At 72.6% G+C, this 25,197-nt stretch carries 27 protein-coding genes and 2 pseudogenes; 17 read left to right on the forward strand and 12 right to left on the reverse strand.

What is annotated here, in order from left to right:
• Positions 1-44 precede the first annotated feature (44 nt).
• Complete coding sequence (locus ABZW10_RS33855; protein ID WP_355373893.1) at positions 45-824, reverse strand: hypothetical protein; 780 nt, start codon at positions 822-824, stop codon at positions 45-47.
• Positions 821-1,756, reverse strand: a complete 936-nt coding sequence (locus tag ABZW10_RS33860; protein ID WP_355373963.1) for an ABC transporter ATP-binding protein — start codon at positions 1,754-1,756, stop codon at positions 821-823. The genes ABZW10_RS33855 and ABZW10_RS33860 overlap by 4 nt, the downstream gene beginning before the upstream one ends.
• A 175-nt stretch (positions 1,757-1,931) precedes the next feature.
• On the opposite strand from ABZW10_RS33860, the gene ABZW10_RS33865 reads away from it, so the two are divergent.
• The 3 genes and pseudogenes from ABZW10_RS33865 to ABZW10_RS33875 form a co-directional block, all read left to right on the forward strand.
• Positions 1,932-3,167 (forward strand): histidine kinase, encoded by a 1,236-nt coding sequence (locus ABZW10_RS33865; protein WP_355373895.1) that lies wholly within the window; start codon positions 1,932-1,934, stop codon positions 3,165-3,167.
• Positions 3,164-3,826: a response regulator transcription factor gene (locus ABZW10_RS33870; RefSeq protein ID WP_355373898.1), complete on the forward strand. Its 663-nt coding sequence runs from the start codon at positions 3,164-3,166 to the stop codon at positions 3,824-3,826. Before ABZW10_RS33865 ends, ABZW10_RS33870 begins: the two co-directional genes overlap by 4 nt.
• A 76-nt stretch (positions 3,827-3,902) precedes the next feature.
• Positions 3,903-4,082 (forward strand): annotated as a pseudogene (locus ABZW10_RS33875) (transposase); the annotation flags it as partial.
• A gap of 13 nt (positions 4,083-4,095) precedes the next feature.
• Here the strand turns inward: ABZW10_RS33875 and ABZW10_RS33880 are convergent.
• Positions 4,096-4,419, reverse strand: coding sequence for a hypothetical protein (locus ABZW10_RS33880; RefSeq protein ID WP_355373966.1), 324 nt, complete (start codon positions 4,417-4,419; stop codon positions 4,096-4,098).
• Positions 4,412-4,891 carry a hypothetical protein gene (locus tag ABZW10_RS33885; RefSeq protein WP_355373901.1) on the reverse strand — a complete coding sequence of 160 codons (480 nt, stop codon included), beginning with the start codon at positions 4,889-4,891 and terminating at the stop codon, positions 4,412-4,414. Before ABZW10_RS33885 ends, ABZW10_RS33880 begins: the two co-directional genes overlap by 8 nt.
• On the opposite strand from ABZW10_RS33885, the gene ABZW10_RS33890 reads away from it, so the two are divergent.
• The gene (locus tag ABZW10_RS33890) at positions 4,865-5,437 is read left to right on the forward strand and encodes a hypothetical protein (RefSeq protein ID WP_355373969.1); all 573 of its coding nucleotides are present in this window, start codon (positions 4,865-4,867) and stop codon (positions 5,435-5,437) included. The two genes, ABZW10_RS33885 and ABZW10_RS33890, sit on opposite strands and share 27 nt — an antisense overlap.
• A 57-nt stretch (positions 5,438-5,494) precedes the next feature.
• On the opposite strand, the pseudogene ABZW10_RS33895 reads toward ABZW10_RS33890, so the two are convergent.
• Together ABZW10_RS33895 and ABZW10_RS33900 are read right to left on the reverse strand one after the other, a co-directional pair.
• Positions 5,495-5,608, reverse strand: a pseudogene (locus tag ABZW10_RS33895) (ATP-binding protein); the annotation flags it as partial.
• 126 nt (positions 5,609-5,734) lie between these two features.
• Positions 5,735-6,262 carry a hypothetical protein gene (locus tag ABZW10_RS33900; RefSeq protein ID WP_355373904.1) on the reverse strand — a complete coding sequence of 176 codons (528 nt, stop codon included), beginning with the start codon at positions 6,260-6,262 and terminating at the stop codon, positions 5,735-5,737.
• Positions 6,263-6,342: 80 nt separating this feature from the next.
• On the opposite strand from ABZW10_RS33900, the gene ABZW10_RS33905 reads away from it, so the two are divergent.
• Both ABZW10_RS33905 and ABZW10_RS33910 read left to right on the forward strand, forming a co-directional pair.
• Entirely contained in the window at positions 6,343-7,173 is an 831-nt protein-coding gene (locus ABZW10_RS33905; RefSeq protein ID WP_355373907.1) for a hypothetical protein, read from the forward strand.
• A gap of 134 nt (positions 7,174-7,307) precedes the next feature.
• Positions 7,308-7,553 carry a hypothetical protein gene (locus tag ABZW10_RS33910; RefSeq protein ID WP_355373910.1) on the forward strand — a complete coding sequence of 82 codons (246 nt, stop codon included), beginning with the start codon at positions 7,308-7,310 and terminating at the stop codon, positions 7,551-7,553.
• A 64-nt stretch (positions 7,554-7,617) separates the two neighbouring features.
• Here the strand turns inward: ABZW10_RS33910 and ABZW10_RS33915 are convergent, their stop codons facing one another.
• Positions 7,618-7,782 (reverse strand): hypothetical protein, encoded by a 165-nt coding sequence (locus ABZW10_RS33915; RefSeq protein ID WP_355373913.1) that lies wholly within the window; start codon positions 7,780-7,782, stop codon positions 7,618-7,620.
• A 185-nt stretch (positions 7,783-7,967) separates the two neighbouring features.
• On the opposite strand from ABZW10_RS33915, the gene ABZW10_RS33920 reads away from it, so the two are divergent.
• From ABZW10_RS33920 to ABZW10_RS33945, 6 genes are all read left to right on the forward strand, one after another.
• Positions 7,968-8,588 carry a DNA-binding protein gene (locus tag ABZW10_RS33920; RefSeq protein ID WP_355373915.1) on the forward strand — a complete coding sequence of 207 codons (621 nt, stop codon included), beginning with the start codon at positions 7,968-7,970 and terminating at the stop codon, positions 8,586-8,588.
• A gap of 5 nt (positions 8,589-8,593) precedes the next feature.
• Positions 8,594-10,816 carry a hypothetical protein gene (locus tag ABZW10_RS33925; RefSeq protein ID WP_355373918.1) on the forward strand — a complete coding sequence of 741 codons (2,223 nt, stop codon included), beginning with the start codon at positions 8,594-8,596 and terminating at the stop codon, positions 10,814-10,816.
• Complete coding sequence (locus ABZW10_RS33930; RefSeq protein ID WP_355373921.1) at positions 10,813-11,544, forward strand: helix-turn-helix domain containing protein; 732 nt, start codon at positions 10,813-10,815, stop codon at positions 11,542-11,544. The genes ABZW10_RS33925 and ABZW10_RS33930 overlap by 4 nt, the downstream gene beginning before the upstream one ends.
• A gap of 79 nt (positions 11,545-11,623) precedes the next feature.
• Positions 11,624-13,975, forward strand: coding sequence for a Helicase associated domain protein (locus tag ABZW10_RS33935; protein ID WP_355373924.1), 2,352 nt, complete (start codon positions 11,624-11,626; stop codon positions 13,973-13,975).
• 213 nt (positions 13,976-14,188) lie between these two features.
• Positions 14,189-14,449, forward strand: coding sequence for a hypothetical protein (locus ABZW10_RS33940; protein ID WP_355373927.1), 261 nt, complete (start codon positions 14,189-14,191; stop codon positions 14,447-14,449).
• 89 nt (positions 14,450-14,538) lie between these two features.
• Complete coding sequence (locus ABZW10_RS33945) at positions 14,539-15,066, forward strand: hypothetical protein (protein ID WP_355373930.1); 528 nt, start codon at positions 14,539-14,541, stop codon at positions 15,064-15,066.
• Positions 15,067-15,724: 658 nt separating this feature from the next.
• On the opposite strand, the gene ABZW10_RS33950 is transcribed toward ABZW10_RS33945, so the two are convergent.
• Positions 15,725-16,906 carry an MFS transporter gene (locus ABZW10_RS33950; RefSeq protein ID WP_355373933.1) on the reverse strand — a complete coding sequence of 394 codons (1,182 nt, stop codon included), beginning with the start codon at positions 16,904-16,906 and terminating at the stop codon, positions 15,725-15,727.
• A complete protein-coding gene (locus ABZW10_RS33955; RefSeq protein WP_355373936.1) occupies positions 16,903-17,241 on the reverse strand; it encodes a helix-turn-helix transcriptional regulator in 339 nt (112 codons plus the stop codon). The genes ABZW10_RS33950 and ABZW10_RS33955 overlap by 4 nt, the downstream gene beginning before the upstream one ends.
• A gap of 608 nt (positions 17,242-17,849) precedes the next feature.
• Here ABZW10_RS33955 and ABZW10_RS33960 point away from each other — a divergent pair.
• The 4 genes from ABZW10_RS33960 (at position 17,850) to ABZW10_RS33975 (ending at position 20,653) form a co-directional block, all read left to right on the forward strand.
• On the forward strand, positions 17,850-18,470 hold the full coding sequence (locus tag ABZW10_RS33960; RefSeq protein ID WP_355373938.1) for a sigma-70 family RNA polymerase sigma factor: 621 nt from the start codon (positions 17,850-17,852) through the stop codon (positions 18,468-18,470).
• A gap of 5 nt (positions 18,471-18,475) precedes the next feature.
• Positions 18,476-19,198, forward strand: coding sequence for a hypothetical protein (locus ABZW10_RS33965; RefSeq protein ID WP_355373940.1), 723 nt, complete (start codon positions 18,476-18,478; stop codon positions 19,196-19,198).
• 65 nt (positions 19,199-19,263) lie between these two features.
• On the forward strand, positions 19,264-19,425 hold the full coding sequence (locus ABZW10_RS33970; RefSeq protein ID WP_355373943.1) for a hypothetical protein: 162 nt from the start codon (positions 19,264-19,266) through the stop codon (positions 19,423-19,425).
• A gap of 196 nt (positions 19,426-19,621) precedes the next feature.
• Positions 19,622-20,653 (forward strand): hypothetical protein, encoded by a 1,032-nt coding sequence (locus tag ABZW10_RS33975; protein WP_355373945.1) that lies wholly within the window; start codon positions 19,622-19,624, stop codon positions 20,651-20,653.
• Positions 20,654-20,818: 165 nt separating this feature from the next.
• Here ABZW10_RS33975 and ABZW10_RS33980 read toward each other — a convergent pair whose 3' ends face one another.
• Entirely contained in the window at positions 20,819-21,256 is a 438-nt protein-coding gene (locus tag ABZW10_RS33980) for a hypothetical protein (protein ID WP_355373947.1), read from the reverse strand.
• Between the two features lie 131 nt (positions 21,257-21,387).
• Positions 21,388-22,125, reverse strand: a complete 738-nt coding sequence (locus ABZW10_RS33985) for a hypothetical protein (protein ID WP_355373950.1) — start codon at positions 22,123-22,125, stop codon at positions 21,388-21,390.
• On the opposite strand from ABZW10_RS33985, the gene ABZW10_RS33990 reads away from it, so the two are divergent.
• Positions 22,119-22,772 carry a hypothetical protein gene (locus ABZW10_RS33990; RefSeq protein ID WP_355373953.1) on the forward strand — a complete coding sequence of 218 codons (654 nt, stop codon included), beginning with the start codon at positions 22,119-22,121 and terminating at the stop codon, positions 22,770-22,772. The genes ABZW10_RS33985 and ABZW10_RS33990 overlap by 7 nt on opposite strands.
• Before the next feature lie 966 nt (positions 22,773-23,738).
• On the opposite strand, the gene ABZW10_RS33995 is transcribed toward ABZW10_RS33990, so the two are convergent.
• Positions 23,739-23,897 (reverse strand): hypothetical protein, encoded by a 159-nt coding sequence (locus ABZW10_RS33995; RefSeq protein ID WP_355373955.1) that lies wholly within the window; start codon positions 23,895-23,897, stop codon positions 23,739-23,741.
• Positions 23,898-25,197 lie beyond the last annotated feature (1,300 nt).

Raw genomic sequence — 25,197 nt, forward strand, 5'->3', positions numbered from 1 at the left:
GGTCCGGAGAGGCGGCTCGGACGCGTCGGGCGTTCGCCGAGCGGTCAGCGCGCACGGCGCAGTGCGAGCAGGCCGCCGTACGCCGCCGCGCCCGTCCAGAGCGCCATGATCAGCAGACCGGTCCAGTGCCCGTACGCGATCTGCGGGTCGTCGGCGTAGTGGAGCGCGTACTGGCCGGCCCGGTCGGGCAGGAACTGCACCACCTGCCGCGCCCCGGACACACCGCCGAGCAGTGGCGAGAGCAGGAAGACGGTCGGTACCAGCACGCCCAGGGCGGCGGTGAGGTTGCCGAGCATCGTCGTCACACCGAGACAGAACACCACCAACAGGACGGGGTACAGCACGCCGGCGGTGGCACTGCGAGCGAACGCGGGGCCCTCCCAGTCGCCCGGGACGGTGGCCGCGTACCCGGCGAAGGCACCCGCCGTACCGCCCGCACCGACGCCGAGGGCAACCAGCGCGCCGAGAACCACCTTGGCTCCGTACAGTTGCCCGGGCCGTGGGACGGCGACGAGCGAGACATCGATCATCCGGGTGTTGAACTCCTGCCCGATCAGCAGGACCCCGAAGCAAGCGATCGCGGCCTGACCGAAGGTGAGGCCGTAGTGGACGCCGACGCCCGGGTCGTCGGTGAGGTGGTGCTCCGTACCACCGAGGGCGGCGCCGACCGCGGTGGTGACGCCTGCGGTGAACAGCAGGGCGAGCACAGGGGGGAGCCAGAGCGAGCGGAGGGTGGCCAGCTTGATCCGCTCGGCGCGCAGGGCGAAGGTGAAAGAACGGAGGACGGGGACAGGCCCGGGCGCGATCCCGTGAGGTGCGCTCACGCCGTCGCCTCCGCCCGGTACTCGACGCTGTCGGCGGTCATCCGCATGAACGCCTCCTCCAGAGAGTCCTGCTGGACGGCGATCTCGAACAACACCACCCTGCGCTCGGCCGCGAGCGCTGCGATCTCCTCGGACGCGGCGCCCGTCACCTCCCAGGCTCCGTCCTCCGCGGGCTCGGCGGTGGCCGTTCCGTCGCCCAGTTCCCGCAGGGCGTCGCCGGTGAGCAGGGCGGCCAGCTTCGCCGAGTCCACCCCGCGCACCCGGATCCGGGTGCGGCCGTGGCGGTCGATGAACTCGCTGGTGGCGGCGTCCGCCAGCAGCCGGCCGCGGCCGATCACCACCAAGTGGTCGGCGGTGAGGGCCATTTCGGTCATCAGATGGGAGGAGACCAGCACCGCCCGGCCCTCGGCGGCCAGTTCGCGCAGTAGGGTGCGGATCCAGCGGATGCCCTGCGGGTCCAGGCCGTTCACCGGTTCGTCCAGCATCAGCACCGGCGGGTCGCCGATCAGGGCGGCGGCCACGCCGAGGCGCTGGCGCATGCCGAGCGAGAAGCCGCGGATCCGGCGGCCGGCCGCGTCGGCCAGGCCGACCTGGGCGAGCGCCTCGTCCACCCGGCGGTCCGGGAGACCGTTGCTCGCTGCGATCCAGCGCAGGTGGCCGTGCGCGGTCCGGCCGCCGTGCAGGGCCTGGGCGTCCAGCAGCGCGCCGACCCGCCGAAGCGGATCGGTCAGCTCGATGTACGGGCGGCCGTCGATCAGGGCGCGTCCGGCAGTGGGCCGGTCCAGCCCGAGGACCATCCGCATGGTGGTGCTCTTCCCCGCACCGTTCGGGCCGAGGAAGCCGGTCACAACCCCGGGCCGGACCTCGAAGGAGAGGTCGTCGACCACGCGCTTCCCGTCGTACTCCTTGGTGAGGCCCTGGAGCTCGATCACGGTCGTACTGCCCTCCACTTACGGCTGTCCACCATCGACGACCTCATTCGACCAGGGTGGGCCGCTCCGCCGGATCCCGCCGCGGAGTGGACTCGCCTCCCTCCCGAGAGGGAGGCGAGTCGCCGGAGGCCGCGGGAGAACGGCCGGACCAGCGCCGGTCTGACAGGATGACCGAGTGCCCAGAATCCTCGCACCGCTGCTGGCCGGCGCCACGTACGCCCGCTGGCTGCACCTGCTGATCGGGTGGATCTTCGCGGGCGTCGTCCTGATGATCTACCCCGGGACGTACCACAAGAGCCTCACCGAGGTCCTGGTGCCGAGCGTGGCGGTGGACGTCGTGCTGCTCACGCTGATCGCCATGCTGCCCGCGGCCCGACAGGCCGAGGGCATCCAGGCGCGCCTGCTGCTGGTCCCCGACCGGGCGGAGGACATCGCCGCCGAGCCCGCCCGCACGTGGGCCGACCGGCGGCGCACGGCACTCTGGTTGATCGGACGGATCGCACTCGGCTCGGCGGCCGGGCTCGTCTCGGTGTTCACGCTCACCCTCTTCTATAGCCTCCTGATCGCCCCCCAGACCATCCTGGTCGGTGTCCAACTGGCCCCCGTGGACAGATCGTTCTGGTACCTGCCCGTGGTGCCACTGCTGCTTTTCGGCTACCTCTGGCTGATGGTCTGGGCGGGCCGTCTCCAACTCGCCATGGCGGTAAGGCTGCTGGGACCGTCCCGGGAGGAGCGACTGGTCGAAGCCGAGTTGCGGGCCGAACAGCTTCTGGAGCGCAACCGGCTGGCCCGCGAGCTGCACGACTCCATCGGCCACGCACTGACCGTGACCGTCCTCCAGGCCGGCGCGGCGCGCGAGGTCGACGACCAGGCGTTCGTTGCCAAAGCGCTCGAAGTCATCGAGGAAACCGGACGCCAGGCCATGGAGGACCTCGAACGCACCCTCGTCCTGCTGCGCGAGGCCACCGACGGCGCGGCCACCGAGCGCCCCGGCGTCGAGCAACTGCCCGACTTCTTCGACGCCGTGCGAGCGGCCGGCAGTCTGGTCGAGGCGTGGATCGACGTGCCACCCGGCAAACTGCCCAGGGTGCTCTCCCACGAGTCCTACCGGATCGTCCAGGAGGGCGTCACCAACGCGCTCAAGTACGCGCCCGGCGAGCCGATCGGCATCCGGATCACCGTCCGGGACGGGCAGTTGGAGATCCGCTGCGCCAACGCGGCGCAGACCGGCGGCGTGCCGCCTCCCACCGGGAGCGCGTCCCGTTCCGGCGGCACGGCACAGCGCAAGGGCGGCAAGGGACTCCGCGGCATCCGCGAGCGTGCTGCGCTGCTCGGCGGCGAGGCCACGGCCGGTCCCGAGTCCGGCGAGTGGGTGCTGGCCGTACAGATGCCCCTACGCTTGGGCACGTGATGATCGACATTCTGCTCGCCGACGACGAGGAGCTGGTCCGGGCCGGGCTGCGGGCCGTCCTGGAGGCGCAGGGTGACCTGAGAGTGGCCGGCGAGGCCGGCGACGGCGCCGAGGCGGTGGCGCTGGCCCGGGCGCTGCGCCCGCATGTGGTGCTGATGGACGTCCGGATGCCCACCATGGACGGCCTGGCGGCGACCCGCGAACTCCTCCGGTCCGGCTCGCCCGGCGAGCAGCCGCCCAAGGTCCTGGTCGTCACCACCTTCGAGAACGACGACTACGTCTACCAGGCGCTGCGCGCGGGCGCGGACGGCTTCCTGCTCAAGCGCTCCCGCCCGGTCGAGATCGCCCATGCGGTGCGGCTGGTCGCGGCCGGCGAATCACTGCTGTTCCCGGCCGCGCTCCGCCGCCTCGCCGCGGGGCGGGGCAACCCGGCCGCGCGCGACACCATGGCCCGGGCGGCGCTGACCGAGCGCGAGGCCGAGGTGCTGCGGCTGATGGCCAGCGGCCTGACCAACGGCGAGATCGCCGAACGGCTGTACCTCGGCGTGCAGACGGTGAAGACCCACGTGAGCAGCGTGCTGGCGAAGCTCGGCGCGCGGGACCGCACCCAGGCAGTGATCGCCGCGTACGAGTCCGGCTTCGTCGAGCCATCGGGGTGACGCGGCGGGGGAGCGCGGAGCGTCTCGTGAGCAAGATGGCTGCGTGGGCAGGTCCTGATCCGGTAGACCATGTTGCGTGACGCGAGCGCAACTATCGGATGCCGAGCGGGAGTTCATCGGTCCGTACGTGCCGATCGGCGAGTACGGCCCGTACCCCGAGCGGCTGCGGCAGCAGTTCGAGGGTGTGATCTGGCGCTTCAGGACGAGCGCGCAGTGGCGGGAGACGCCGCGCGAGTTCGGTGCCTGGTCGACTGTCTCGAACCGGGTCCTCATCCCCCGCAAGGTCCGACCACGCCGAGAAGATTGGCGATGTAGACTACGTTCTCGTCACCAGTGAGCGTCGGTACCGCGGCGCCGCCGCCGCTGGCAACCCCATCCTGAACTGCGTCGTCGATGACAGCCTGGCCAAGGACCACAAGGTGTTCATGGAGGCCGTGGTCTCCGAGACCGTCGACCGGCAGAACTTCAACCCCATCGAAGAGGCGTACGCCGTCCGAGCGCTCGTTGCCGAGTTCGGCTCCAACCGCGGCGCCGTAGCCCAGCACGTCGAGCGGGTCGACGGATGGGTCACCCAGCGCGTTCTCCTCACCCACCTGGCCCCGGGGCACAGGACCTGGTGCGGAAGAAGATCATGCCGCTCGAAGCTGCCCGGTCGCTGGGCAAGCTGGCCCGGGACAACGAGTGGGGCCCCTCGGAGCAACTGGCATGGTGGAAGGAACAGCAGAAGAAAGTTTGACCGTACGACGTTCGCGGGTAGGCGTGGTCGCGGTCGCGGGTGAGGTGGGCGAGGTCGCGGATCGCGGTCGCGAGGGCGGCTTGGTTGTCGGGGTCGTCGAGGACGGCGTGGTGGAAGCACAGGGCGAGGGCGAGGGTGGTGCGGGCGGCGCGTACGCCGGAGGCGCGGACCTCGGCGTCCAGGGCGTCGGCGTGTTCGGGGATGGTGTCGCCGGGGGTGCCGGCGTCCCGGATGAGGGCGGCGATGCGGGTGGTGAGGGTGGTGGCGCGCGGGTCGAGGCCGGTGAGGAGTTGGTCGGCGAGGTGGAGGTTGTCGTCGGCGCGGCCCACGCCCAGAGCTGGGACCGGCTCCACCCCGAACTGCAAGGGCGCGCCGCCTGGCGGGAACGCCCCGGCCCGCTCCCGGTCATCGAGGGCCTCGCCGACCACGTCGATGCCGGTCGGCTCCCATGGCTCGGAGGAATTCCCCCGGCTGGTGCTGCCCTGGACCGGCAGAATGTCCTGGTGACACTCTTCACCTGCGCGAACTGCCGGCATCCACTCACCGGAGATCTCAAGAAAGCACGGCCCTCGCGAGACACCGACCAGCGGTCCGGCCATCGGATCGCCCCTCCGCGGATGGCCCGTGGCACCTATGCGATCAGCCAGGACGCCAGTCTCTTCATCCTGCATCCCGACGACGTACCGGGAACGGCTCCGCACCCGGACCACGGGCGCCGCAACGGTTGCTGCGGACTCGATGGCCAGGATGGTCCCAATCTTGTCTGCGTAGCCTGCGGCGCCGATGTCGCCACCAAGCAGTCAGACTGCTGGACCCAGAACCTCGTGGCGCTGACCGCCGCCGCAGTCGTCAGCGGAGCCGAATCTCCAGCCTGAACCCGTTGACTTTCGGTGCCACCTCGCACACGTTCGCCGGAACATGTGCGCTTTGGCGAACGACTCGTTTGAGGCGATGGCGACGCTGTTCTTCTCCTCCCGTTCGGTCGGCACCTGGAGTAGCAGTTCGGCGCCGCGGCGGTCGAGTTCCATGTAGCCCAGCTCGTCGATCTATGCCGATATCCGCATGGGTTGACCTATGCCGAGACCGCGACTATGCGGAGAAGGATTTGGGCGGGCATGATCGTGGGCAGCGTGACGGCTGCTCTGCTCGGCATAGTCGACGGCGGGGAGGGGCTATCCGGCCCAGGGGTTCGGTCCCTGCTTGAGGACGGCCAGCTCGCGCGCCTGGCCGGTGGGCCAGAGGTCGATCCGGTAGAGAAAGTGATCGCCGGGGCCGCCGTTGGTGTCGCCGGCCGGTGGGTCAGAGGGGATGTAGGAGACCCGGACTCGCAACAGCCCTGCGGGGACGGTGATACTTGGCCCGTCCTCCGGGTGGACCCCTGGACTGGAAACGGCGAGTTGGCCAGTCGGGGCAGCCAGGTCCACCTCCACGATGTGCTCAGCCGTCGGCTCGACCACGGGCGTGGACGCGTGGACGGTGATCAGCGATTCGACCATGTCGTCCCGCGCGGTGCCGACGGAGATCGCGTGCGGTTCCACCCCGATGCGGTGAACGTGGACCGCTTCCTCGGTCCAGCCGGCTGGCGGGAGGTTCGGGTCCGTTGCGTGTTCAGCCATCCACGCGTCATAGGGCTCAAGATCTTGGACATAGAACTGCCCGTGATCGGCATCGATCAGGAACTTCAACGAATCATCAGCCACCGCCGCAGGCTATCGAAGCGGACTGTCACTGCCGGCTCACCGCCCCGCGGCTGATTCAGGCGTGGGACGGGCACGACTGGGTGGCGATCGCCCTCACCGACGAACCACCGACGAACCACCGACGACCGCGGTGGCGACCGGCCCCGGCCGCCACCGCCGGCCCTGACCACCACACCGGCACCATCCACCCGATCCACGACAGCCAGGCGAGCCTGAGCCGCCGCCGGCCGACCCCGTTGCCGACCGACCGGCTGCTCGTTGGACCCGCCGAGCGCCCCGACCAGGGCGCGCGGCTGCGCCTGCTCCACACCGCCCGGCCCGGACACCCCCACCGGATCGGGCGCAGCACGGTGAAGCCCTCGGGCGGCCGGGCCCGTACACAGCCCGGCCGCCCGGCCCGTGCCGAGCGGCAGGAGTCCGTCCCTATGCCCGTCCCCTCGTTCCGCATCCGGTGCGGCCTGTGCAGCAGGCCGATCGCGCTGGCCGATGACGTCTGGGCCCTGGACGCCGAGTGGCAGCGCCGCTACCAGGCGATGCGGGGCGTCCTGGCGTGCCACAACTGCACGCTCTACAAGGGCTGGGGCACCTGCGAGCAGCCCACCGGAGAGTTCGCCGAGGGGCACATCCCGGTGCAGGGGGACGACCCGGACCGGGGAGACGGCGACTCCTGGTGCCGCGTCCTCGGCTACGGCACCCGCAAGGCCATGGCCATGCCGTACCCGCGCTCGGGCCTGCTTCAGGGCGCCGAGGAGTACCTGCGGTACACGGCGCGGCGCAGTGGTGTGGCGCCGGCGGTGGCCGAACGGCTGCGCACGCTTCTGGCGGAGTGGGACGGCACCCCGTCCGGTCGGCGGCCGGACGTCTTCGGGGCCCGGCAGGCAGCGGCGGCGCCCGGCGTCGACGTGCATTAACAGTCCCAAAACGTCGTACCGGATCGTGGTGCTACGCCCCAGGCCATAGACGTTTCTGCGCGCGGGTCCTGTCTGTTGGACTCTGCGCACCTCGAAGGGGTAAAGGAACACACCTCTTCCGAAGGGGGGGCGTCATGACGCCCGTTCAGACCGCTCTGCAGTTCCTCGCCGAGGCCCTCGTCGACCCGGTAGGCCCGCAGGCCGACCAGCTCGCCCACGCCGTCCGCAACTTCGGCTCCGTCCTCTCCACCGCCTCGGCTGCCGTGAACACCGCGGCCGCCGTCCGCAAGCTGCGCACCCCCAAGGCCCCGGCCACCCTGACCGCTCCGGGCTGCTGCGGCGCGTGCCCGGTCCAGCGCCCGGAGGCCGGCGCCGAGTAGGGGCGGGGAAGCGGTCCGGCCCGGCCACCGCGAGGGTGACCGGGCCGGACCGTGCGGGCCGTGCTCAGGCGTTGCGCGGGGCGAACGCGACGCCCGCGCTCAGCGCGGCGAGCTGCGCCCCGCTGAGGCCGAGTATGCGGGCCTGGCTCGTGGCGGCGTTGCCGAGCACGTAGGTGCCGACCAGGGCCGGGCCCAGGATCACCACGGCCTTCTGCTGGCGAGGAGTCATCTTCTTCACCTCCTTCCGGGGTTGGTAACCGATCACGGTCTCACTCGGCACCGGCAACGGGGGGCGTGCAGCCATCCGGGCATGCTTGTATGACTTACTGAAAAGGCGTGGATCGGTGGGGAGGGCGTAGAGTCGCCCTAGCGTTTCAAGTGAGATGAATAGGCGTGGAGGTTGTGGGTGTGTTCGTGACGACCGGTCAAGCCGGGACGGCACTGGGGTGCTCGATCCCGACCGTGAAGAAGCTGATGGCCACCGGCGTGGTCCCCGGCGTGCGCGAGCAGGGCCGGCAGGTGTTCCCGCTGGCCGCTCTCCAGCAGTTGCAGGCCCGGCCCGCCGCCGACCTGACCGCGCTCGGCGCGGCCGAGGTCGCGGTGCTGCGCTCGGACGCCCCCGCGAAGGTCGACGAGCCGGACCGCGAGTGGATCGGCTTCGGCACCGGCCTGGACCAGGCGCAGCTGCTGGCCGCGCTGTCCGGCTGGTGGCGGTGCGACCCTGCCCGCGTCTCGGCCGGCGCCGTTCTCCCGGTGACGGTCGCCGGGTTCGTCGTCGCGGTGCTGACCGGCCTGACCGAGTGGGAGGCCGACGGCACCGCCGGCACTGCGGGCCGGTACCGCTTCCCGAAGGCCAGGCTGGCCGGCTACCTGACCGACCTCACCGCCCCCGTCAACGCCGCCGACCCCCAGGACCCGGAGGACGCCCGCCTGGCGGGCCTGCTGCTCGGTACCCGCCTGGCGTCCGTGTCCGGCGGCCCGATCGCCTACGTCACCACCAACCCGACCACCGACACCGCCGACGAGGGGGAGTAAGCCTGATGGACCGCAAGACGTACACCGCCGAGCTCGCCGGTCTGCGCGAGCTGCGCGCCGAGATCACGGCCGCGGAGAAGACGGTCGCCGCCGTGCAGAAGGAGCTGGACAGGCTCACCGCCCAGCGCTCGCGCCGCGTGGCCGGGCTCGCGGGGTACGAGGGCGCCCAGGCGCCGGCCATCGCGAAGGCCTCCGGGCTGTCGGTCGGCGACGTCGTGCGCCTCGCCCCGCTGCTGGACCCGACCCCGGCCGCCGTCCGCGCCGCCAAGACCGACGACCAGGCCGCCGCCGCCGCCGCTGTACCTGCCCCGGCCCCGGAGGCCGAGCCGGTCGCCGAGCCCGCCGTCGCGGTCGCCCCGGCGCTGACCCGCCCGGCCCCTGTACTCGAGCAGCCGGCCCCGGCCGCCCCGGAGACCGAGGCGCCGACCGGGGTCGAGGACCAGGCCGTCGCCGAGCAGCCCGCCCCGGCCGTTGCTGCGCCGGTCGTCCCGGCCGCCTCGGTCGCTCCGGTCGCTGCCGCTGGTCCGCGTGAGCTGCCCACTCTCCCGGAGGGCCCGGCCGGCGCCCGGTTCGAGACCGTCACCACGGGCCTGGTGTCCAAGCGCCCGAACTTCACGCAGCAGGCCCGCTCGACGGTGTTCCTGGACGCCGCGACCGGCGACCTCGCGGTGCGCGACCGCGTGGTGCGCCTGGACCTCGGCGCCCGCACCCCGGGCGAGATCCTGGACGCGGTGCTGGCCACCGCGCCCGGCACCGAGCGGGTCTACATCACCGCCGGCGCCCCGTGGCACGACGGCGCCGAGCGCTACTCCACGCTCAAGGACGCGGTCGCCGCCTGGCTCAACACCCCCAGCGAGCGGTGGACCACCGCCGTCGGCTCCGGCCGGGACAAGCTGGCCGGGCACTTCGTCCACCAGCGCCAGCCCGTCGGCCGCTACGCCCCCACGGCCGCGCCGGACAGCGCCACCACCGAGATCCGCAGCATGGGGGAGTGGTTCGACCCGGACGGCGCCGACGTCGTCACCTGCCGGGACGCCTTCCGGCTGCTGTGGCAGGCGCTGCGCCGCCACTGGGACGACGCGGTGCTGATGGGCTCGCCCAGCCAGACGGGACGGGACCTGTGGTCGCGCACCATCCCCACGACCGGCAAGTGGGCGGGCGGCTACCCGGTGCTGTCCGAGGAGCTGCGGGGCCTGCTGCACGCGACCGGCGGCCAGGGCCGTACCGAGCTGATCCTGCCGCCCCGCGTGCCGGAGCAACTGCCCGCCCTGGTCGAGTACGACCGCACTTTCGCCTACGCCAAGCACCTGTGGAAGTCGCCGGTGGGCACGCCGCGGCGGATCACCGCCGCCGCGTTCGCCGCGATGACCGAGGCGGAGCAGGTCAAGGCGCTGATGTCCTGCTCGCACTGGAACGTCCGGGTCACCGTCCCGGCCGGGTGGAATCACGTCGGCCTGCTGCCCGCGCCGGTGACTGGGGACCGCGCCTGGGTCTACCCGGCCACACCGGGTGCCACGTTCACCACCTGGGCGGGCGGCGCCGAGGTCCACCTCGCGCTGTCCAACCACCTGATGCCGTGGAAGGTCGAGGTCCTCGGCGGGCTGCTGTTCGAGGACGGCAAGCCGCTGGACGAGTGGGGCAAGCGCCTCAAGGCCGCGTGGGCGGACCTGACCAACCTCTCCAAGCTGCATGGCGACGAGCGCCAGCGGCAGGCGGCCTACCTCGCCAGCCGCGCCGTCCGGTCGGTGCTGCTGTTCGGCCTGGGCGGGTTCGCGCAGCGCCCGCGCCTGGTCTCCGGCACCACCCCGCTCGGCGGGGCGCTGCCGGCCGGGGTGGAGATCCTCGGCCAGGACGACCAGGTGGTCACCTGGCAGCGGCAGGCCGGCTTCTCCCGCGACCCGTACGCGCACCCCGAGTGGGCGGCGTACGTGTGGTCGGGGGCGCGGGCGGCGCTGCTGGACATGAAGTACCGCCAGGGCAAGGAAGTCATCGGCCACGCCGGCGCCCTGCACGCGAAGCCTGGGACGGTCGTCTACTTCGGCACGGACGGCATCGCGCTGACCGAGCGCCAGCCGTGGCCGTACCGGGGCGAGCCGGGCGACTACCTCCTCAAGGGGCACCTCACCGGCCCCATCGAGCACCCCGAGTCCCAGGAGGAATACCTGAAGCTGCGCGGTCTGGGCCGCGCCGAACTCGCCGCCGACCAGGCGGCCGGAGGTGACCGGTGAGCCCGGCCGACCCGAACCAGCCGAACGAGGCCGCGCGCCTGACCCAGCAGTTGCTCGACGAGGGCTTCACCAAGCGCCAGGTCGCCGGGATGCTCGGCCGCGACGCCTCGCTGGTGTCCCAGTTCTTCACCAAGGGCAAGGGAGCGGCGTTCGTCGGCGCGCTGCGCCAGGTGGTGCGGGCGGTGCGCGGCGGTGAGCGCGACACCGAGGCGCTCGGTGCGGTCGCGCAGGAGAACGTCGAGCGGCGCCGCACGAGGACCGGGCAGAAGGCCAGGGTGCGGGGCAAGGACGTGATCGGCACCCCTGGCGGCAGCATGGCCGGCCGCGCCGGAAAGCAGGCCATCAGGTCCGGCGCCGCGCACCTGGCGAACGTGATCCACGCGGCCGCGGCCGCGGACGGCCGGGTGGCGCTGACGGTGCGTATGCGCTCGCGGTACTTCACGCTGTCGGCCGGCTCGAGGCAGGACTCGCCCGGTATTCGGCGTGGCGTGGTGCCGCGCGCGGACGGTACGGAGGAGCGCACCTACGGCTCGTCCGCCACCGGCGGCTTCCCCGCGGCCGAGTGGTCCCGCAGGGTGGCGGCCTCGCACGGCGACGTCGTCCACGCGGTTCTCACCTGGCTGGTGGAGACCGGCCGTGCCACCGAGGACGCCGAGATCGTCTACCTGGAGATCCGCACCTGGACCCCCACCGGCCACCAGAGCACCCAGGTCCTCATCAACGAATAGCCCCCGGCCCGTACCCGCCCCCCTTACAACCCCGCCCGCGCCGCCCCGCCGTCTCAGCATCCGAAGGAGAAGCACTGCCGTGGAGACCACCACCGCCACCGAGGCCGACGTGCCGGCCGCGTTCCGCGCCGCAGCCGCTCAGCCGGTCCCGCAGCAGCCGACCGGGGCGCTCAACCCCTTGCCGCTGCACTGGTTCCAGAAGGACGCGGTGGCGGCCGCGGTGCGCGAGGTGAAGGACGGCGGCCGCGCCACCGTCGTGGCCGCGACCGGCTCCGGCAAGACCCTCATCGCGGCGGGCTGCGCCCGGCGTCTGGCCGCTCGGGGCCGGGTGCTGGTGCTGGTGCCGACGATCGAGCTGCTGGAGCAGACCGCCGAGGCCTGGTCGCTGCGGGGCGGCCGGCGCGGGCTGGCCGTGGCGGCGTGCTCGCGCGAGGAGGCGCTGGAGAGCGCGGAGGCCGGCGGCCGGATCCACGCCGAGGTGACCACGCAGGCCGTCCGGATCACCGACCTGGTCAACGGCGCCCCGGCCAATCAGCCGGTCACCGTGTACGCCACCTACGCCTCGCTGGAGCGCATCGTCCGGGCCCACCAGCTGTACGGCCTGCCCGAGTGGGACCTGGTGGTCATCGACGAGGCGCACCGCACGGCCGGTTCGGGGGGCAAGGCGTGGGCCGCGATCCACGCCGACGACCAGGTCCCGGCGAAGCGCCGGCTGTACTTCACCGCGACCCCGCGGATCGCCGACGACCGGCGTGCGAAGGACGGCCTGGCCGACCTCACCGACACCGACGGCCAGGCGCTGCCCGTGCTCTGCTCCATGGACTCGGAGGAGATCTACGGCAAGACCGTGTTCACCTGGACCCTCGGGCAGGGGATCGAGCACGGCTACCTCGCCGACTACCGGGTGCTCGTGCCGGTGGTCACCGACGAGGACTTGCGTGAGCTGCTGAACCTCCCGGCCGTCGCCGACCTGCGTTCCCAGCGCAGCAACGAGGAACTGCTGCGCCTGGCCCTGCAGATCGCGGTGCTGCGCGCGGTCGCCGACCTCGGCCTGCGCCGGGTGATCACGTTCCACTCCCGGGTGGCCGGGGCGCGGGAGTTCGCCGGCAGCCTGCTGGAGGCCTCCCAGCTGCTGGAGGACAAGGACCGCCCGGAGCGGATCTGGGCGAAGGCGGTGGCCGGCACCGACCGCCTCAAGGACCGTCGCGCCGCGTTCACGGAGTTCAAGGCCCACACCGGCGAGGACGGCGAGGAGTGCGGCATCCTGTGCAACAGCCGACTCCTGACCGAGGGCATCGACGTCGCCGCCGTGGATGCCGTCTGCTTCGCGGACCCCAAGAGCTCGGTCATCGACATCGTCCAGGCCGTCGGCCGCGCGCTGCGCCAGTCCCACCGGCAGGGCAAGGTGTCCTGGGTCGTCATCCCGGTCTACCTCCCCACCCCTGAAGCGGGAGACGACACGGCGGCCGCGGACCCAGCCGAGGTCCACGATGCCGGCGAGGCCGTGAAGGCCGAGGCCGACGCCGGGATCGAGGCCAGCTCGTTCCGCACGATCTGGCGCGTGCTCCGGGCGCTTGCGGCGCACGACGCCCGGGTGGTCGGCCGGATCACCGAGCTGCGCGCCCACCGCTCGCAGGGCACCGCGCACACCATCGCGGCCAAGCCCGCCGAGGGCCAGGCCGCCGAGGCCGGCGGCGAGGGGGAACAGCAGCCGCCGGCCCCGGTGGCGTCGCCGATCGAGTGGCTGCGGATCAACGCGCGCCAGCACGCGGCGCGGATCCTGCAGACCGTGAAGCTGCGGGCGTTCAACCCGCGTGCGGTCGAGTGGCAGCGGATGCACGCCGTCGCCGCCAGATTTCACATCGAGCACGGCCACCTCGACCCCACCGACAAGGGGAAGCACGCCGAGCTGGTCTCCTGGCTCACCCGCCAGCGCCACCTGAACGGCCAGCACCTGCTCGACCCGGCCCGAGTCAGCGAGCTGGACGCGCTCGGCATGATCTGGTCGAAGAACGCCAACGCCTGGGAACGCGGGGCCGCCTACGCCGCCGCCTTCCACCGCCGGCACGGCCACCTCGCGATCCCCGCGACCGCGAAGCTGGACGACTACGCGGTCGGCGCGTGGATGCGCCGCCAGCGCAAGGCCGCGGGCCTCACCAAGGACCAGGTCGCCAAGCTCGACGGCCTGGACGAGCTGTGGCGCCTGGAGCCGGACTGGAACCGCTCGTATCGCCGTCTGCTCGCCTACCTCGCCGCCGGCGGCACCCTCACCGGCCCCGCCAATCGCACCGGCCTCGGCGACGACCCGGCGTTCCGGCCTGGCGCCTGGCTGCGCAAGCAGGCTGCGGCCCGCACCGAGGGCAAGCTGACCGACCACCAGGCCGCGCTCCTGGACGCGCTCACCCGGCACACCGAGACCGTCGCCGGCTGAACCCGCCCCGCGAGACCCCGCCGTCCCGGCCCACCCGGGCCGGGACGGCCGTCCGCACCTTGTTCCAGACTTCCGGAGGCACCGCGCGATGACCGACACCACCCGACCCGACCCGGACCCCGCCGTGACCGGGCGGCTGGAGCTGGCCCGTCCCGGAGCCGGCCCGCGCCTGCGGATCGGGACCTGGGACGCCCGGTTCTGGACTCGCCACTGGTGCGCGGCGCGGTATGGCTGCGCTGGTCCGGCCACGACGGCATCCGCACCCTGCACCACGGCGCCGCCCCGGCCCGCGGCTGGACCGAGTGCGACGTCGACGGCCTCGACGGCTGGGTGGCCCTGGTCGAGGGCCGGATCGTCCCCGGCGCCCGTCCCGGCGGCGTGCCGGAGCCGGTTGTGCACGCCGAGGCCTGGCAGGCCGGATCGACGCTGCACGCCGCCCTCGCCCAGCACTCCGCCCGCACCCCCTTCCCCTAGGACGAGGACGGGGACGACGACCAGGAGCCTGGGCTGCTCGGCGCCGTCCGCCGCCGGGTCCGCGCCGGGTCCGCCGCCGAGCGGCCGGGATGGCCCTGGACAGTATCCAGCAGCACCTGGACCGGGTCCGGGCGGACGAGCGCCCCGCCGGCCGGCATGCCGACGCCGGGGACGAGAGCGCCTTCGCCACCGCGGCGGACGCCCTGGCCGAGTGGCAGCGCGTACGCGACCACGCCGTCGCGACCCGGCCGGAACGCTACGACCCCGACCACGACACCGCCCTCCAGCACGCGCCGCGCCGTGAACGCCACCACCGCGACGTCGCCGCATGCGCCCGCGAAGCCGCCCACCAGGCACGCCAGACCACCGACACTGCTCACCGTCGGCTCGCGGGCACCGCCGCCCAACCCCTCTACACCGCCCTGGACCGCGCCGGCCTGAACACGCTGACCGACGACGACCACCAGGCCGTCCGCGACCTCGCCCGCCACGTCGACCCCGCCACGCTGCGCCAGGTCGCGAGCCGGCTGGAGCGCACCTGCACCGCAGCCCTCGCACTGCGCGGCGCCGAACAGGCCCGGTCCGCCCGGCCCGTCGTGCGGCGCAGCCGCCTGTGACGGCCGTTCCCTGGTGAAAGGTGTTGACCTTGCTGGTCAGCGGGCGTTGGATGGGCGATCCCGGGCCGTGCCCCGCCCCCGGCCCGCCGTGCAGGAAGGAACGTGTCCTGTGACCGACGCCCACGCCGATCGTCCCACCCGCCGCTACCGCGAGTGCGAGGACTGCCACGCCGGACCGGCCCGCGAGAACGCCCGCATCACCGCGGTCGAGCGGGACCTGAGCCTCAGCGAGATCTGGCACACCGACCAGTGCCCCACCTTCACGTTCGAGCGGATCCTGTTGGAGGCCGGCGCCGCGACTGTGCGGGAGCAGGACGCGTGGGCCAAGGAGGCCTTCCCCGCCGCCCACAGCCGGCTGCGCGAAGCTGCGGCCGCGCTCCCGGCTGGCACCGTCGCGGCGGCCCTGCTCGGCGGCCCTGCTCGGCGGCACCCTGGGCATCAACATCCAGCACCGCCTGGACCCGGACCTGGACCGACGGGCCGTGACGGCGATGACGGGCATCTATACCGACGCGCTCTCCGGCACCGAATCCCACACCTCGTCGGACACCTGACCCCCGCCTGCGCCGGGGCGGCCGCTACCGAGCCGGAGCGCCCCCGGCCCGCCTGATCCTCCGGCTCCGTGAAGCGGCCGGAGGATCAGGGAGTCGGACAGGCCTCAGTCCGCGGCCTCGCAGGCGAGATGCGTGATGCGGCGCCGAGCACGAGGCCGGAGCCCGGCGGTGCCGAGCCGCCCGGCGAGGAGCAGGGCCAGAGCCGCGGGCACCAGCGCCCAGGCGGGCAGATCACCCGGATCGACGTGGCCGGCGAGCAGACCGCTGCCCGCGGCGGCGCCCGCGGCGGAGCCGAGGTACATCGCGGCCATCTGGAACGCGACGACCGGCATCGCCTGCTCGGGCCGGTCCCCGGTCAGGGCCTGCTGCAGGGTGGGGACGCCGGCCCATCCCGCCGCTCCCCAGCACGCCGCCGCGACGAGCCACACGGCCGGGGAGGTGAAGACCCAGAGGGCGGCGAAGCTCCCGAGCAGCGCGGCGGGCAGGACGATGAGCAGCGCACGGGGCCCGTGGGCGTCCAGAGACCTGCCGACCAGGGCGGAGCCGGCGACTCCGCCGATGCCCCAGGCCCACACCAGCGCGAAGCCCCAGCCCTGGAGTCCCCGGGCCTCGGCCATGGGCAGCAGGTAGGTGTAGAGCCCGAGGCTGGCCACGCCGAGGAGGAACGCGGCAGCGACCCCGATGAGGGTCCTCGACGACTTCAGCACCGCGAAGGCGGGACCGCGCGAAGCGGGCAGTGGGGGGATCGTGCGCGCCTTGACGGCCAGCGCTCCCATGCCGAGGAGGCCGACGGCGACGACCAGGCCCATCGTCCACCGCCAGTTCAGCTGGTTGCCGATGACCATCCCGACCGGCACTCCGGCGACCGTCCCGGTGGACAGCCCGAAGGTCACCATGGCCATGGCGCGCCCTCGTTCGTGTTCGGCGGCCATCGCGGCGGCGGCCGCGGTCGCCACTGCGGTGAGCACACCGGCACCGGCGCCCGCGATCACCCGCGAGGCGAGGAAGACCTCGATCCCCGGCGCGACCGCGGTGATGAGATTGCCGAGATTGAACACCCCCAGCGCGATCAGCAGCGCCCTGGCGGTACTCCCACGGACCAGCGTTCCCGACAGCGACGGCCCGGCCAGGGCGTACGCCGCGGTGAAGCCCGTCACGCCCAGGCCGACCGCCGCGACCGTCGTGGCGAGCGAGTCGGCGATCGAGGGCAGCACTCCGGCGAGGACGTAGGCATCGACACCCAGCGCGATCGCGGCCGCGACAAGGGGCCAGACGCGGCGGATCACGCGTCCTCCTCGGCGGGAGTGGCCTCCTGGTACCCGTTGAGGACCGTGCCGATCAGGCCCGGGAAGCGCGTCTCCAGGTCGTCCTGGCGCAGCCGGATCATGCACTTGCGTCCTTCGGCTCGGACGAACACCACCCCGGATTCGCGCAGCAGGCCGGTGTGGTGCGTGAGCGTCGACCGCGGCAGGCCCGGCCCCAGTTCGATGCTGTCCACCTCGCCGCGCTCCGCGAGCACCCGCACCATCGACAGCCGCAGCGGCTCGCTCAGCGCGAAGAGCACCCGCGGGATCGCGATCTCGTCAACCTCGGGATGCTCGTACACCCGTGACGGCGACATCGGCACCACCTTCAATCGTTCGACTATTTCCGCACGAAAATAGTGCGGGAATTCTCGAACGATCAAGCCGACCGCTCACCCCTCCGGGTCGCCGGGGACGAAGCGGCCGGCGTTGGCGCGGATCCAACTGCGCAGCTGGGCCGGCGGGCCGGCCGTGTTCTCGTGCGGGTGTCCCGGCCGGCCTGCGGTCGTGCCCCGCGGCCGGTCCGCGGCGGGCTCGGGCGGTCCTATCGGTGACGGCCGGTGTCCGGGGGCCGTGCGGGCGGGTCGCCGGGTTGTTCGGGCCGGGCCGGTTGGGCCGCCACTACTTGAAGCGTCCGCGCGGCCGGGCGGGCGTGTTCGTGTCGGGATCCGGCGGGATCGGTCGGTTTTGACACCAGGTCGGCTTCTAAACCTCGGAATGTGACTCCGGCCACCGAACACAACGGAGCGTCACACCGGGCCTCCCTGCCCCCTGTCCGCAAAGGAACCCAACGCTCCATGCCCACCCCCGCCCCCGTCCCCACGACCCCCCTCGGCAGGCCCTGCCGCCCCGCCGCCGGTCTCCTCCGCAAGGCCGACCGCACTCCGCGCCCGCGCGCGAGCGTTCCGCCGGCGGGGGAGGCGTGATGAGCGAGCCGTCCTTCACCGACGCGGCCGGCACCACCCCGCGCACCGACCTGCCGATAGCGTTCCGCGCCTTCCAGGAACTCCACGCCCAGCCCTACTTCGACTTCGCCCTCACCGTCCTCGGCGACCAGACCCTCGCCCAGCACACCGTCAACGAGGTCTTCCTCTCCCTCGTCGACCGCTGGGACCGCGTGCTGACCGACCCCAACCCCAACCCCCACGCCTACGCCTGGGCCGCGCTGCGCTGCGCCGTCGAGGCCCAGCGGGCCCGCGACACCGAGCACCGCCTGCTGATCGAGCGCCTGGTGTTCTCCGCCGTGGTGCGCCGGGAAGCGGAGCCGCTGATCGCCGACATCCACGCCGACGCCCTGGCCGACCGCAGCGACGAGGAGGTGGGCGTCTCGGTGGCGGCCGCCGTCCTGGAGCTGTCGGGCGCGAAGTTCGACGTCATCGTCCTGCGCTACCTCAACAAGTACTCCGTGGCGCGCACCGCCCAGGCGATGGGCGTCGACGAGATCACGGTCCGCTCGCTCACCTCCCAGGCCAAGGCCAAGATCGAAGCCCGCCTCGCCCCGCGTCGCCTGCTGCGCCGTGGCCCCGCCAAGCACGACCAGGAGTGATCCCGGTGATCCATGACATCGACCGCCTGCTGGAGGGCGCCGTCCCCCGCCGCGCCGCCCGGCCCTGCTACGACCTCGAGGCCGGCCGCCGGTACATCGCCGACCGCCTCGCCGCCCGCCCGACGACGCCGTCCCCCGCCGCGCCGCCCGGCGGGAGCGTGCCCGTCCCCGCGTCCCTCTGGCCGCAGGTCCAGGCGGGGATGCTGATCGACGACGCCGCCCGCGACCTGAAGGCCCTGTCCAAGGGCGTCATCCACGAGCCCGACGCCGGCACGTGGGTGAACGGCCTGGTCACGCGCTGGGAGCCGCACGGCGGCCTGGTCTTCGGCTGCCTCTTCGACCTCACCGGCCGCCCCTACCACGCCCAGTGGTGGTGGCAGTTCGCCGCCGGCGCCGGAGAATCCCTCGCCGCGTACTGCCTCTACCTCCACCATGTCCGCGCCGGCGAACTGCGCGACGCCGAGCACTGGTTCCACCAGGCCGCCCGCCTCGGCGAAGGCGCCGCCCCGCAGCCCCTGCAGCCCACCGCCCCCGACGTTCCCGGCTACCCGCACCTGGCCCTGCTCCTCGCGCCCCCGATCCCTGACGCCACCACCTTGCCGAGCCCGGACCCGGCCCTGCGCGAGGCCCTCGACGGCCTCCCCGCCGCGGTCGACGAGATGTGCGGCCCCTTCACCCTGCCCACCGGCGACATCGCCCACCAGCTCCAGGAACTCGCCACCCACTGACCCGCCGCCGCGCAGGCCCGGCCCGCCGCCGCGGGCCCGGCCCCGCACCGAACCCCGGAGACCTCGTGCCCACCCGCGACCCCGCCGCCCTCGCCCTCGCCACCTCCGCCGCCGGCTACCTGCTGACCCTCACCGCCCTCGCCATCACCGCCATCGCCGCGCCCACGCCCGCCCGCCGCCGCGAGGCCCGCACCGTCCTCGCCCTCCTCCTCAACCGCCGCCCCTGACCGGCGCCGAAGCCAGGGTGGTATTCGGCACAGCTCGGGTCTATTCCACCCACGGCACCGCGGTTGCGAGCCGTGCCGCTGGCCGGACGGTCAGGACGGTCCGGCCAGCGGCACCGACCGCCTTCAGCATGGTTGCCCGGTTTGTCGGTGGTGGCCGATAGCCTCACGCAGGGGGAGAGGAGAGGGAGGAGTCGCCGTGGGTGCGATCAAGTGGAACAAGAGCGCCATCGACCGGTCGATGCGGGAGTTCCAGCGGGAGATCAACCGGCACGCGATCAAGGTGGCTATCGGTGCCGACCTGAATGGTGCTGACGGGGGCCTCGAAGAGGACCCGGTCCTCTCGAAGGCTCTGCTCTGGCTGGACGAGCGAGCAGCGCAGCAGCCGTCGTACTACCAGGACTTCGTCGTCTTCGCCGAGCGCGAAGGCACCCCTGTGGGAGAGGCCGAGAACATCGCTCTGCAGCTGGAGCAGCACGGCTTCGTACGTCGCGCCCCCACGATGGTGCCCGACGCCACGGCCATCCTGACGGACGAGGGCCGGGTCGAGGTGGGCCGGCTCAAGAAGCTCGCCGGTGACCGTGCCGCCCGCGCCAACTACGCCTCCAACGCCGTCCTGCGGTGGCTGTACGACCATGACGCCCCGGTCAAGCCCGACGACTTCGCCGCCGCCCCGACGGCGTTCTTCGCGGGTGCCGCCCTCAGGGCCAACGAGATCACGGGCGCCGTCACCGAGCTCGTCGGTCACGGCCTCGTCGAGCGCGAGGCCGACCAGGCCGGCACCGATCTGGACCGGCTGCGCATCACCGCGGCCGGCACCGCCTGCATCCGCAGCGGCCACACTGTGAGGAGCTACATGGACAGCCAGAACACCGCCACCACCACGAACAACTACCACGGCAGCACGGTCGTGCACGGCGAGGTCAACGGCGGCGTCATCTCCACCGGAGACCACAACACGATCAACGCGGGCAACGGCATCGATGCCCAGGCCCTCGCCGGTCTCGTCCAGGGACTGCGGGACGTCGCCCCGCAGCTCGGCCTCGACCCGGTCGACGCCGAGGACTACGCGGCCGACGTCGAAGCCCTCGAACGCGACGGTCGGAACCCCGAGCAGGGCGCCCGTATCTGGCGCAGGCTCATGCGCCTGGCCGGTCCGGCGCTCACCACGACCGTCGCCACCGGCGTCGGCCAGCAGCTGGTCGAACTCGGTACCGGCCTCTACAACTGACCACCAGGCACCCGCGCCGCCACCCTCGGGCTGCGCGGCACCGGGCAGGCCCCGGTCCTGCCCGGCCAACCGCCGTGCTGGTCCTGAAGAGCCACAAGGCGCTGGCCACCCTCATCAGGTGGCCGGCGCCTTGTGTTGTTCCTGGCGGCGGAGCAGGGGCTCGGTTCAGAGAGTCCTGAGTGCCTCTTCGGCGGTGGCAGCTTGGACGAAGGCGTCGATGTCGACATCGAGGGAGAGGGCGTCGGGGTCGCCACCGCCCCAGCGGATGTTGGAGGAGAGCCAGCCGCTGGTGAAGACGGTCGGGATGCCGTACTGGTTGAGGGCCCTGTAGGCGATCATGCCGTAGGCGACGGAGGCCGTCTCCTTCCGCTTCGAGAGCAGCCACCTCAACGACCACGCGAGGTACATGGAGGAGTCAGGCGCCATGTTTCGGGCGCGCGTGAAGTCGGGCCGCTCCCTCGCCCAGCGCTCGCGTACTTCTGTGGTCAGGTCGTCGCTTAGGGACCGGATCGCTGAGTCCTCGACCAGGTCGCGGAAGGTGGACAACGGGATCTCGGCGGTCTGCTGGTCGAACAGGGAGTGCGCGAAGTCGCGGCCGATCACGCCTGGTCTCCGATCTCGTAGAGGCCTGACCGAGCAGCCGGTCAGGACCCAGCGGCAGGTGCCGCAGTTTCTGATCAGCGCCCGGACGATGCGGAGTGGTACTGCATAGACACGCTATGTCGCCGGAGGATCTACCCGCACATAAACGGGCAGATTCGTCCGTGTGACCTGTTGGCCGGTGTGGGCGTGAAATAGCCGCTTCTGCCGTGTTGTCTGGACCTTTGGTTGTCCCTGTTGGAGGCTCCGGTAGGGTTGGCGCCGTCCGGGGTTGTCAGGGTCAGGGGTGGTAGTTCTTCGTCCGATCGGGGTTGGCGTCGTTCGGTGAGCCAGAAGAGGTAGCCGCGGAGGTAGGCGGCCAGGTCGGCCTCCCAAGCGGTCCAGTGGTGTCCTGCCTCGGCGTATCCGGATTCCTCGTCGTCGAACCACTCCCGCAGTGTGTGCCGGTCGGCCCACCACTGGCGGACGGTCTGAGGGGTCCAGTGGTCGTCGCCGTCGCAGGCGTAGCCGCCGGTGGGCTCGAGTGCGGCCGCGCCGTCCAGCAGTGTCCGGACCTGCTCGGGGGTGCGGGGCTGTACGAGGATCACCTCCATGAAGGAGGGGCAGCACCCGACCAGCTCGGCCGCGTACACGGGGCCGGGGCCGCCGGTGTCGGTCCAGCCGGTGTAGAACGGGCCGGGGACGTTGTACGGGTTGCGGTTCTTCCAGGTGGCGACGCCGAAGCCGCTCGGTCCGGCGAGCAGGCGGGCGGTCGGCAGGGGGTCCCAGTACGCGAGGCCGGCCGCGGGCTCGTCCCATCCCTCTGGAAGCTCCGGCGGCCATGGGGGCCGCGGTTCGGATCGCAGCAGGTTCTCCAACCATTTCCATGCCATGGGCGGAGGCTACCGCCAGGTCGACGCACCACAGACTGTGGCCACAAGAGACTCGGGTCCGCTGGCGCTTCGGCCGTTCGGGCCGGCACTCCCTCGTCGAGGCGCTGGAGAACCCGAACAGCCGGGCCGCCTACGCCCTGCGCCAGGCCGCCCGCGAGGACGAGCAGCAACGGGTCCACCAGGAGCTGATGGACTCCCTGGCCTGCATCGACTGCGGCGACGTTCCCGGGGAGGAGAGCACCTGGGAGTACGGCCCCGATGGACGGGTGGAGTGGATCCGCCGCCCGGGCGGCCGTTGCTGGTCCTGCCACCGGGACCGCGAGGAGCGCCTGGAACGGGAGGCCGAAGAACAGCTGGAGGCCGCCCGCACGGCCAACGCCGCGCTGCGCCCGTGCTGGACATGCCGGGGTTCGATCGGCGGGAAGGCCGGCTCCTTGCTGGAGCTGCGGGAGAAGGCCGGGCCGGACCGGCTGGAGTGCCCCGACTGCGTACAGGCCCGTGCCGCGAAGGACTTGGGCCCGCTGATGCTGCCGGTCCCGACCCGGCGCGAGCTGGTGGCCGCGCTGGTCTCCACTCCGGACGATCCGTGGTGGGAGGACCGGGTGCTGCACGCCAAGCTCTATCCGGCGAGGGGCCGTAGGGTGTGACCTGTTGGCGGGTTTGGGGGTCTTTTGGCCTCGTTCGCTGGGTTGTCTGGACCTTTGGTTGTGCCTGTTGGGGGTGTCCGTCGGGTTGGTGGTCGGGCTGCTTTGGTGACTGTGTGTGGTGGTTGGTGGGGTCGGGGGTCGGTCCGGGGGCGGGTGGGATGTATGGGCTATTTTCTGGGGTGAATTCCGTCTGGTATTCCGCTCGGGTGTTTTGGTGGATTGGTTGCTGGTGGTGGTGTGAATTTGGGTCGGATTTGCGGGGTGGGGGTGCTGGCGGGGGTCGGTGTTCGGTTTCGTCCGGGGCGTGGCGGCCGGGCTCCTGCGCCGTTCGGGCCTGCTGCGTTGTGCTCGGCCGCCGCGTTCCCGGGTCCCGCTGGCCGGGGAGGCCGTCTGAGCCTCCCTTCTGTGCCGTCTTCGCGTCCCGCCTGGCTGCGCCGCGGTCCGGGCCGGGTGCGGGTGGGTTGGGGACGAGGACCTCTAGGAGCGGGACCTGGCCGGCGCCGCCTTGTTTGGTGCGAGGGACTCTGTGGTGGGGGTGCCGTTGGGTGGGGGCGGTGTTGAGCAGGGTTCGGAGTGTGGTGGTGCGGGTGAGCCGGGGGCCGTGGCGGGCCTGCCTGCCTGTGCTGCGCCGGCCGTCCCGGGTCGTTGCCGGGGCCGGCCTTTCCCTGTCCGGGGCCCGTGCCGCGCTGCGTCCTGGCCGCCGTTGTGGGCGGCTGCCGGGCCGCCCTGCTGCGCCTGGTCCTGTCCGCTGTCCAGGCCGTGTCCTTGCCGGTGCCGTGGTGGCTGGGGCTCGCTGTGGTGGCCGGCTCGCTGTCCGGGCCGGTGCCGCCGTTCTGGCTGCCGGCCCGTCGTTTTGGTGTTGCGCGGTTGGTCCGGGGTGCCGGCCCGCGGGCTGCCGGCTGTCGTGGGTGCAGACCGTGCGCGCCCGCGGTCTGCACGACCAGGAACATCCCGGGCACGGGGTTTTCAGTGGTTGAGGAGCCAGTGGATGAGGGTGGCGGTGGTGACGCTGGCGGTGGTGGAGGCGGCGGCGAGCAGGGCTCGGAGCGCGGTGGCGCGGGCGAGCCGGCGGGCGCGGGCCAGTCGGCGGGCGCGGGTGCTGCAGGGAGGCGTGGTCGGTGCCATGCGAAGACTCCTGTGAGGCGAGGGGCCGGGTTGGACCGGGCTGTCGATTCGTCAGGGTCGCACAAGCAACTTCCTCGGCCGCCAGGCTTGTTGGCCGGCCGTCCGGACCTTGCTGTGCCGCCGTCGCCGTCCCGGGAACTGCTGTTGCCGGGTGCGTCTGACTTGGCCGTCCGGCCGCTGTGCCCGTGCCCGTCCTGGCTGCCCGGTGCCGTGCCCCGCTGCGCCTCGCCCTGGTGGTGTCCTGGCCGCCGTCCAGGTCCGGTGTTCGGTTTGGTGTCGCTGCTCCGGGAATTGCTCGGTTGACGCTGGGCGGGATTTCCTGTGCGGTCGGGAAGGGCGGTTGCCGTGTCGAATGTGGGGGCCGTAGGCCCATTTCCAGCACGCCTGAATTCGATTCCCCGCCGCTGCGCCCCGAAATGGGTTCGGATTGCTGCTCGAAAGGGAGCGGGAGTGAATTCGGATTCCCGCCTGGAGTGCGGCCTGATAGAGCCGTGAGGGACGGTTGCCGCGAGGTTGCCCGTTCACGTCTCGGGCCCGTTCGGGGACCGTTAGGATAGAGCTGTAGCGAAGCCGGTGAAACGCTGCCTGAAACCCCTTGAAAACTCTCCAGATTCCTGTCCGGAGTCTGCGGTTGAGGGCCCGCCAGGGAACGTCGCACGGGGCGTCCGTGAGGGCCCGCCACCGGGGCCGGGGAGACTGAGCCGGACCGGAGGCCCACCGGCGCCCTCCGAGGGCCGCAGGCCCCGCGCCAGGGGCGCCGGATGGGCCGCCAGCCCAGCAACCGCAAGGCGGGACCGGCCATCGGCCGGGACCGGGGGAGGGCCGCCGGGGGTGGGGTTGTGACTGATACCGGAAGTCCGCGTCACATCGTCAACGCCAAGGGCCGCAGGCCCCGGCCGGCACCCCCGCCTGTCCGGAGGGATGGGCCGCTACCCGAATTTCGCGTCACATCGTCAACGGCCACCCCCGGGCGTAGCCCGGGAAACCCTGCCAGCAAACCGGCCCGTAAGGGCCGTGAAAACGCCAGCCCAACGAGACTGGAAAGCCGACCGATTGACGGGCCGTAGGCCCGGAACAATGCCCCCGGTAGGCGGAGCGTAGCGACGCCAGAGCCCAGCCACCAATCACCCTTCACATGTCCTCGAATTCGCCACCGGCGAATTCCCCCAACCACCCACCACCCGCCGAGGCGCAGCCGAGGCCAACGCCACGCACGGTGACGGCGTAGCCGGCACCCCCCGGCTGACGCCGCGTCAGCGGCGCCCCGGCCGCCAGGCCGGGGGTAAGGCCCGTTAGGGCC

Origin of the sequence: Kitasatospora sp. NPDC004723 (assembly GCF_040609255.1) — a bacterium.
GTDB lineage: Bacteria > Actinomycetota > Actinomycetes > Streptomycetales > Streptomycetaceae > Kitasatospora.

Bases quoted from the DNA above. Each gene is read 5' to 3' on its own strand.
- ABZW10_RS33985 (WP_355373950.1), bottom strand. From the start codon at position 22,125: ATGGCATGGAAATGGTTGGAGAACCTGCTGCGATCCGAACCGCGGCCC.
- ABZW10_RS33960 (WP_355373938.1), top strand. From the start codon at position 17,850: ATGAGCGAGCCGTCCTTCACCGACGCGGCCGGCACCACCCCGCGCACC.
- ABZW10_RS33910 (WP_355373910.1), top strand. From the start codon at position 7,308: ATGACGCCCGTTCAGACCGCTCTGCAGTTCCTCGCCGAGGCCCTCGTC.
- ABZW10_RS33995 (WP_355373955.1), bottom strand. From the start codon at position 23,897: ATGGCACCGACCACGCCTCCCTGCAGCACCCGCGCCCGCCGACTGGCC.
- ABZW10_RS33990 (WP_355373953.1), top strand. From the start codon at position 22,119: ATGCCATGGGCGGAGGCTACCGCCAGGTCGACGCACCACAGACTGTGG.
- ABZW10_RS33945 (WP_355373930.1), top strand. From the start codon at position 14,539: ATGGCCCTGGACAGTATCCAGCAGCACCTGGACCGGGTCCGGGCGGAC.
- ABZW10_RS33915 (WP_355373913.1), bottom strand. From the start codon at position 7,782: ATGACTCCTCGCCAGCAGAAGGCCGTGGTGATCCTGGGCCCGGCCCTG.
- ABZW10_RS33955 (WP_355373936.1), bottom strand. From the start codon at position 17,241: ATGTCGCCGTCACGGGTGTACGAGCATCCCGAGGTTGACGAGATCGCG.
- ABZW10_RS33925 (WP_355373918.1), top strand. From the start codon at position 8,594: ATGGACCGCAAGACGTACACCGCCGAGCTCGCCGGTCTGCGCGAGCTG.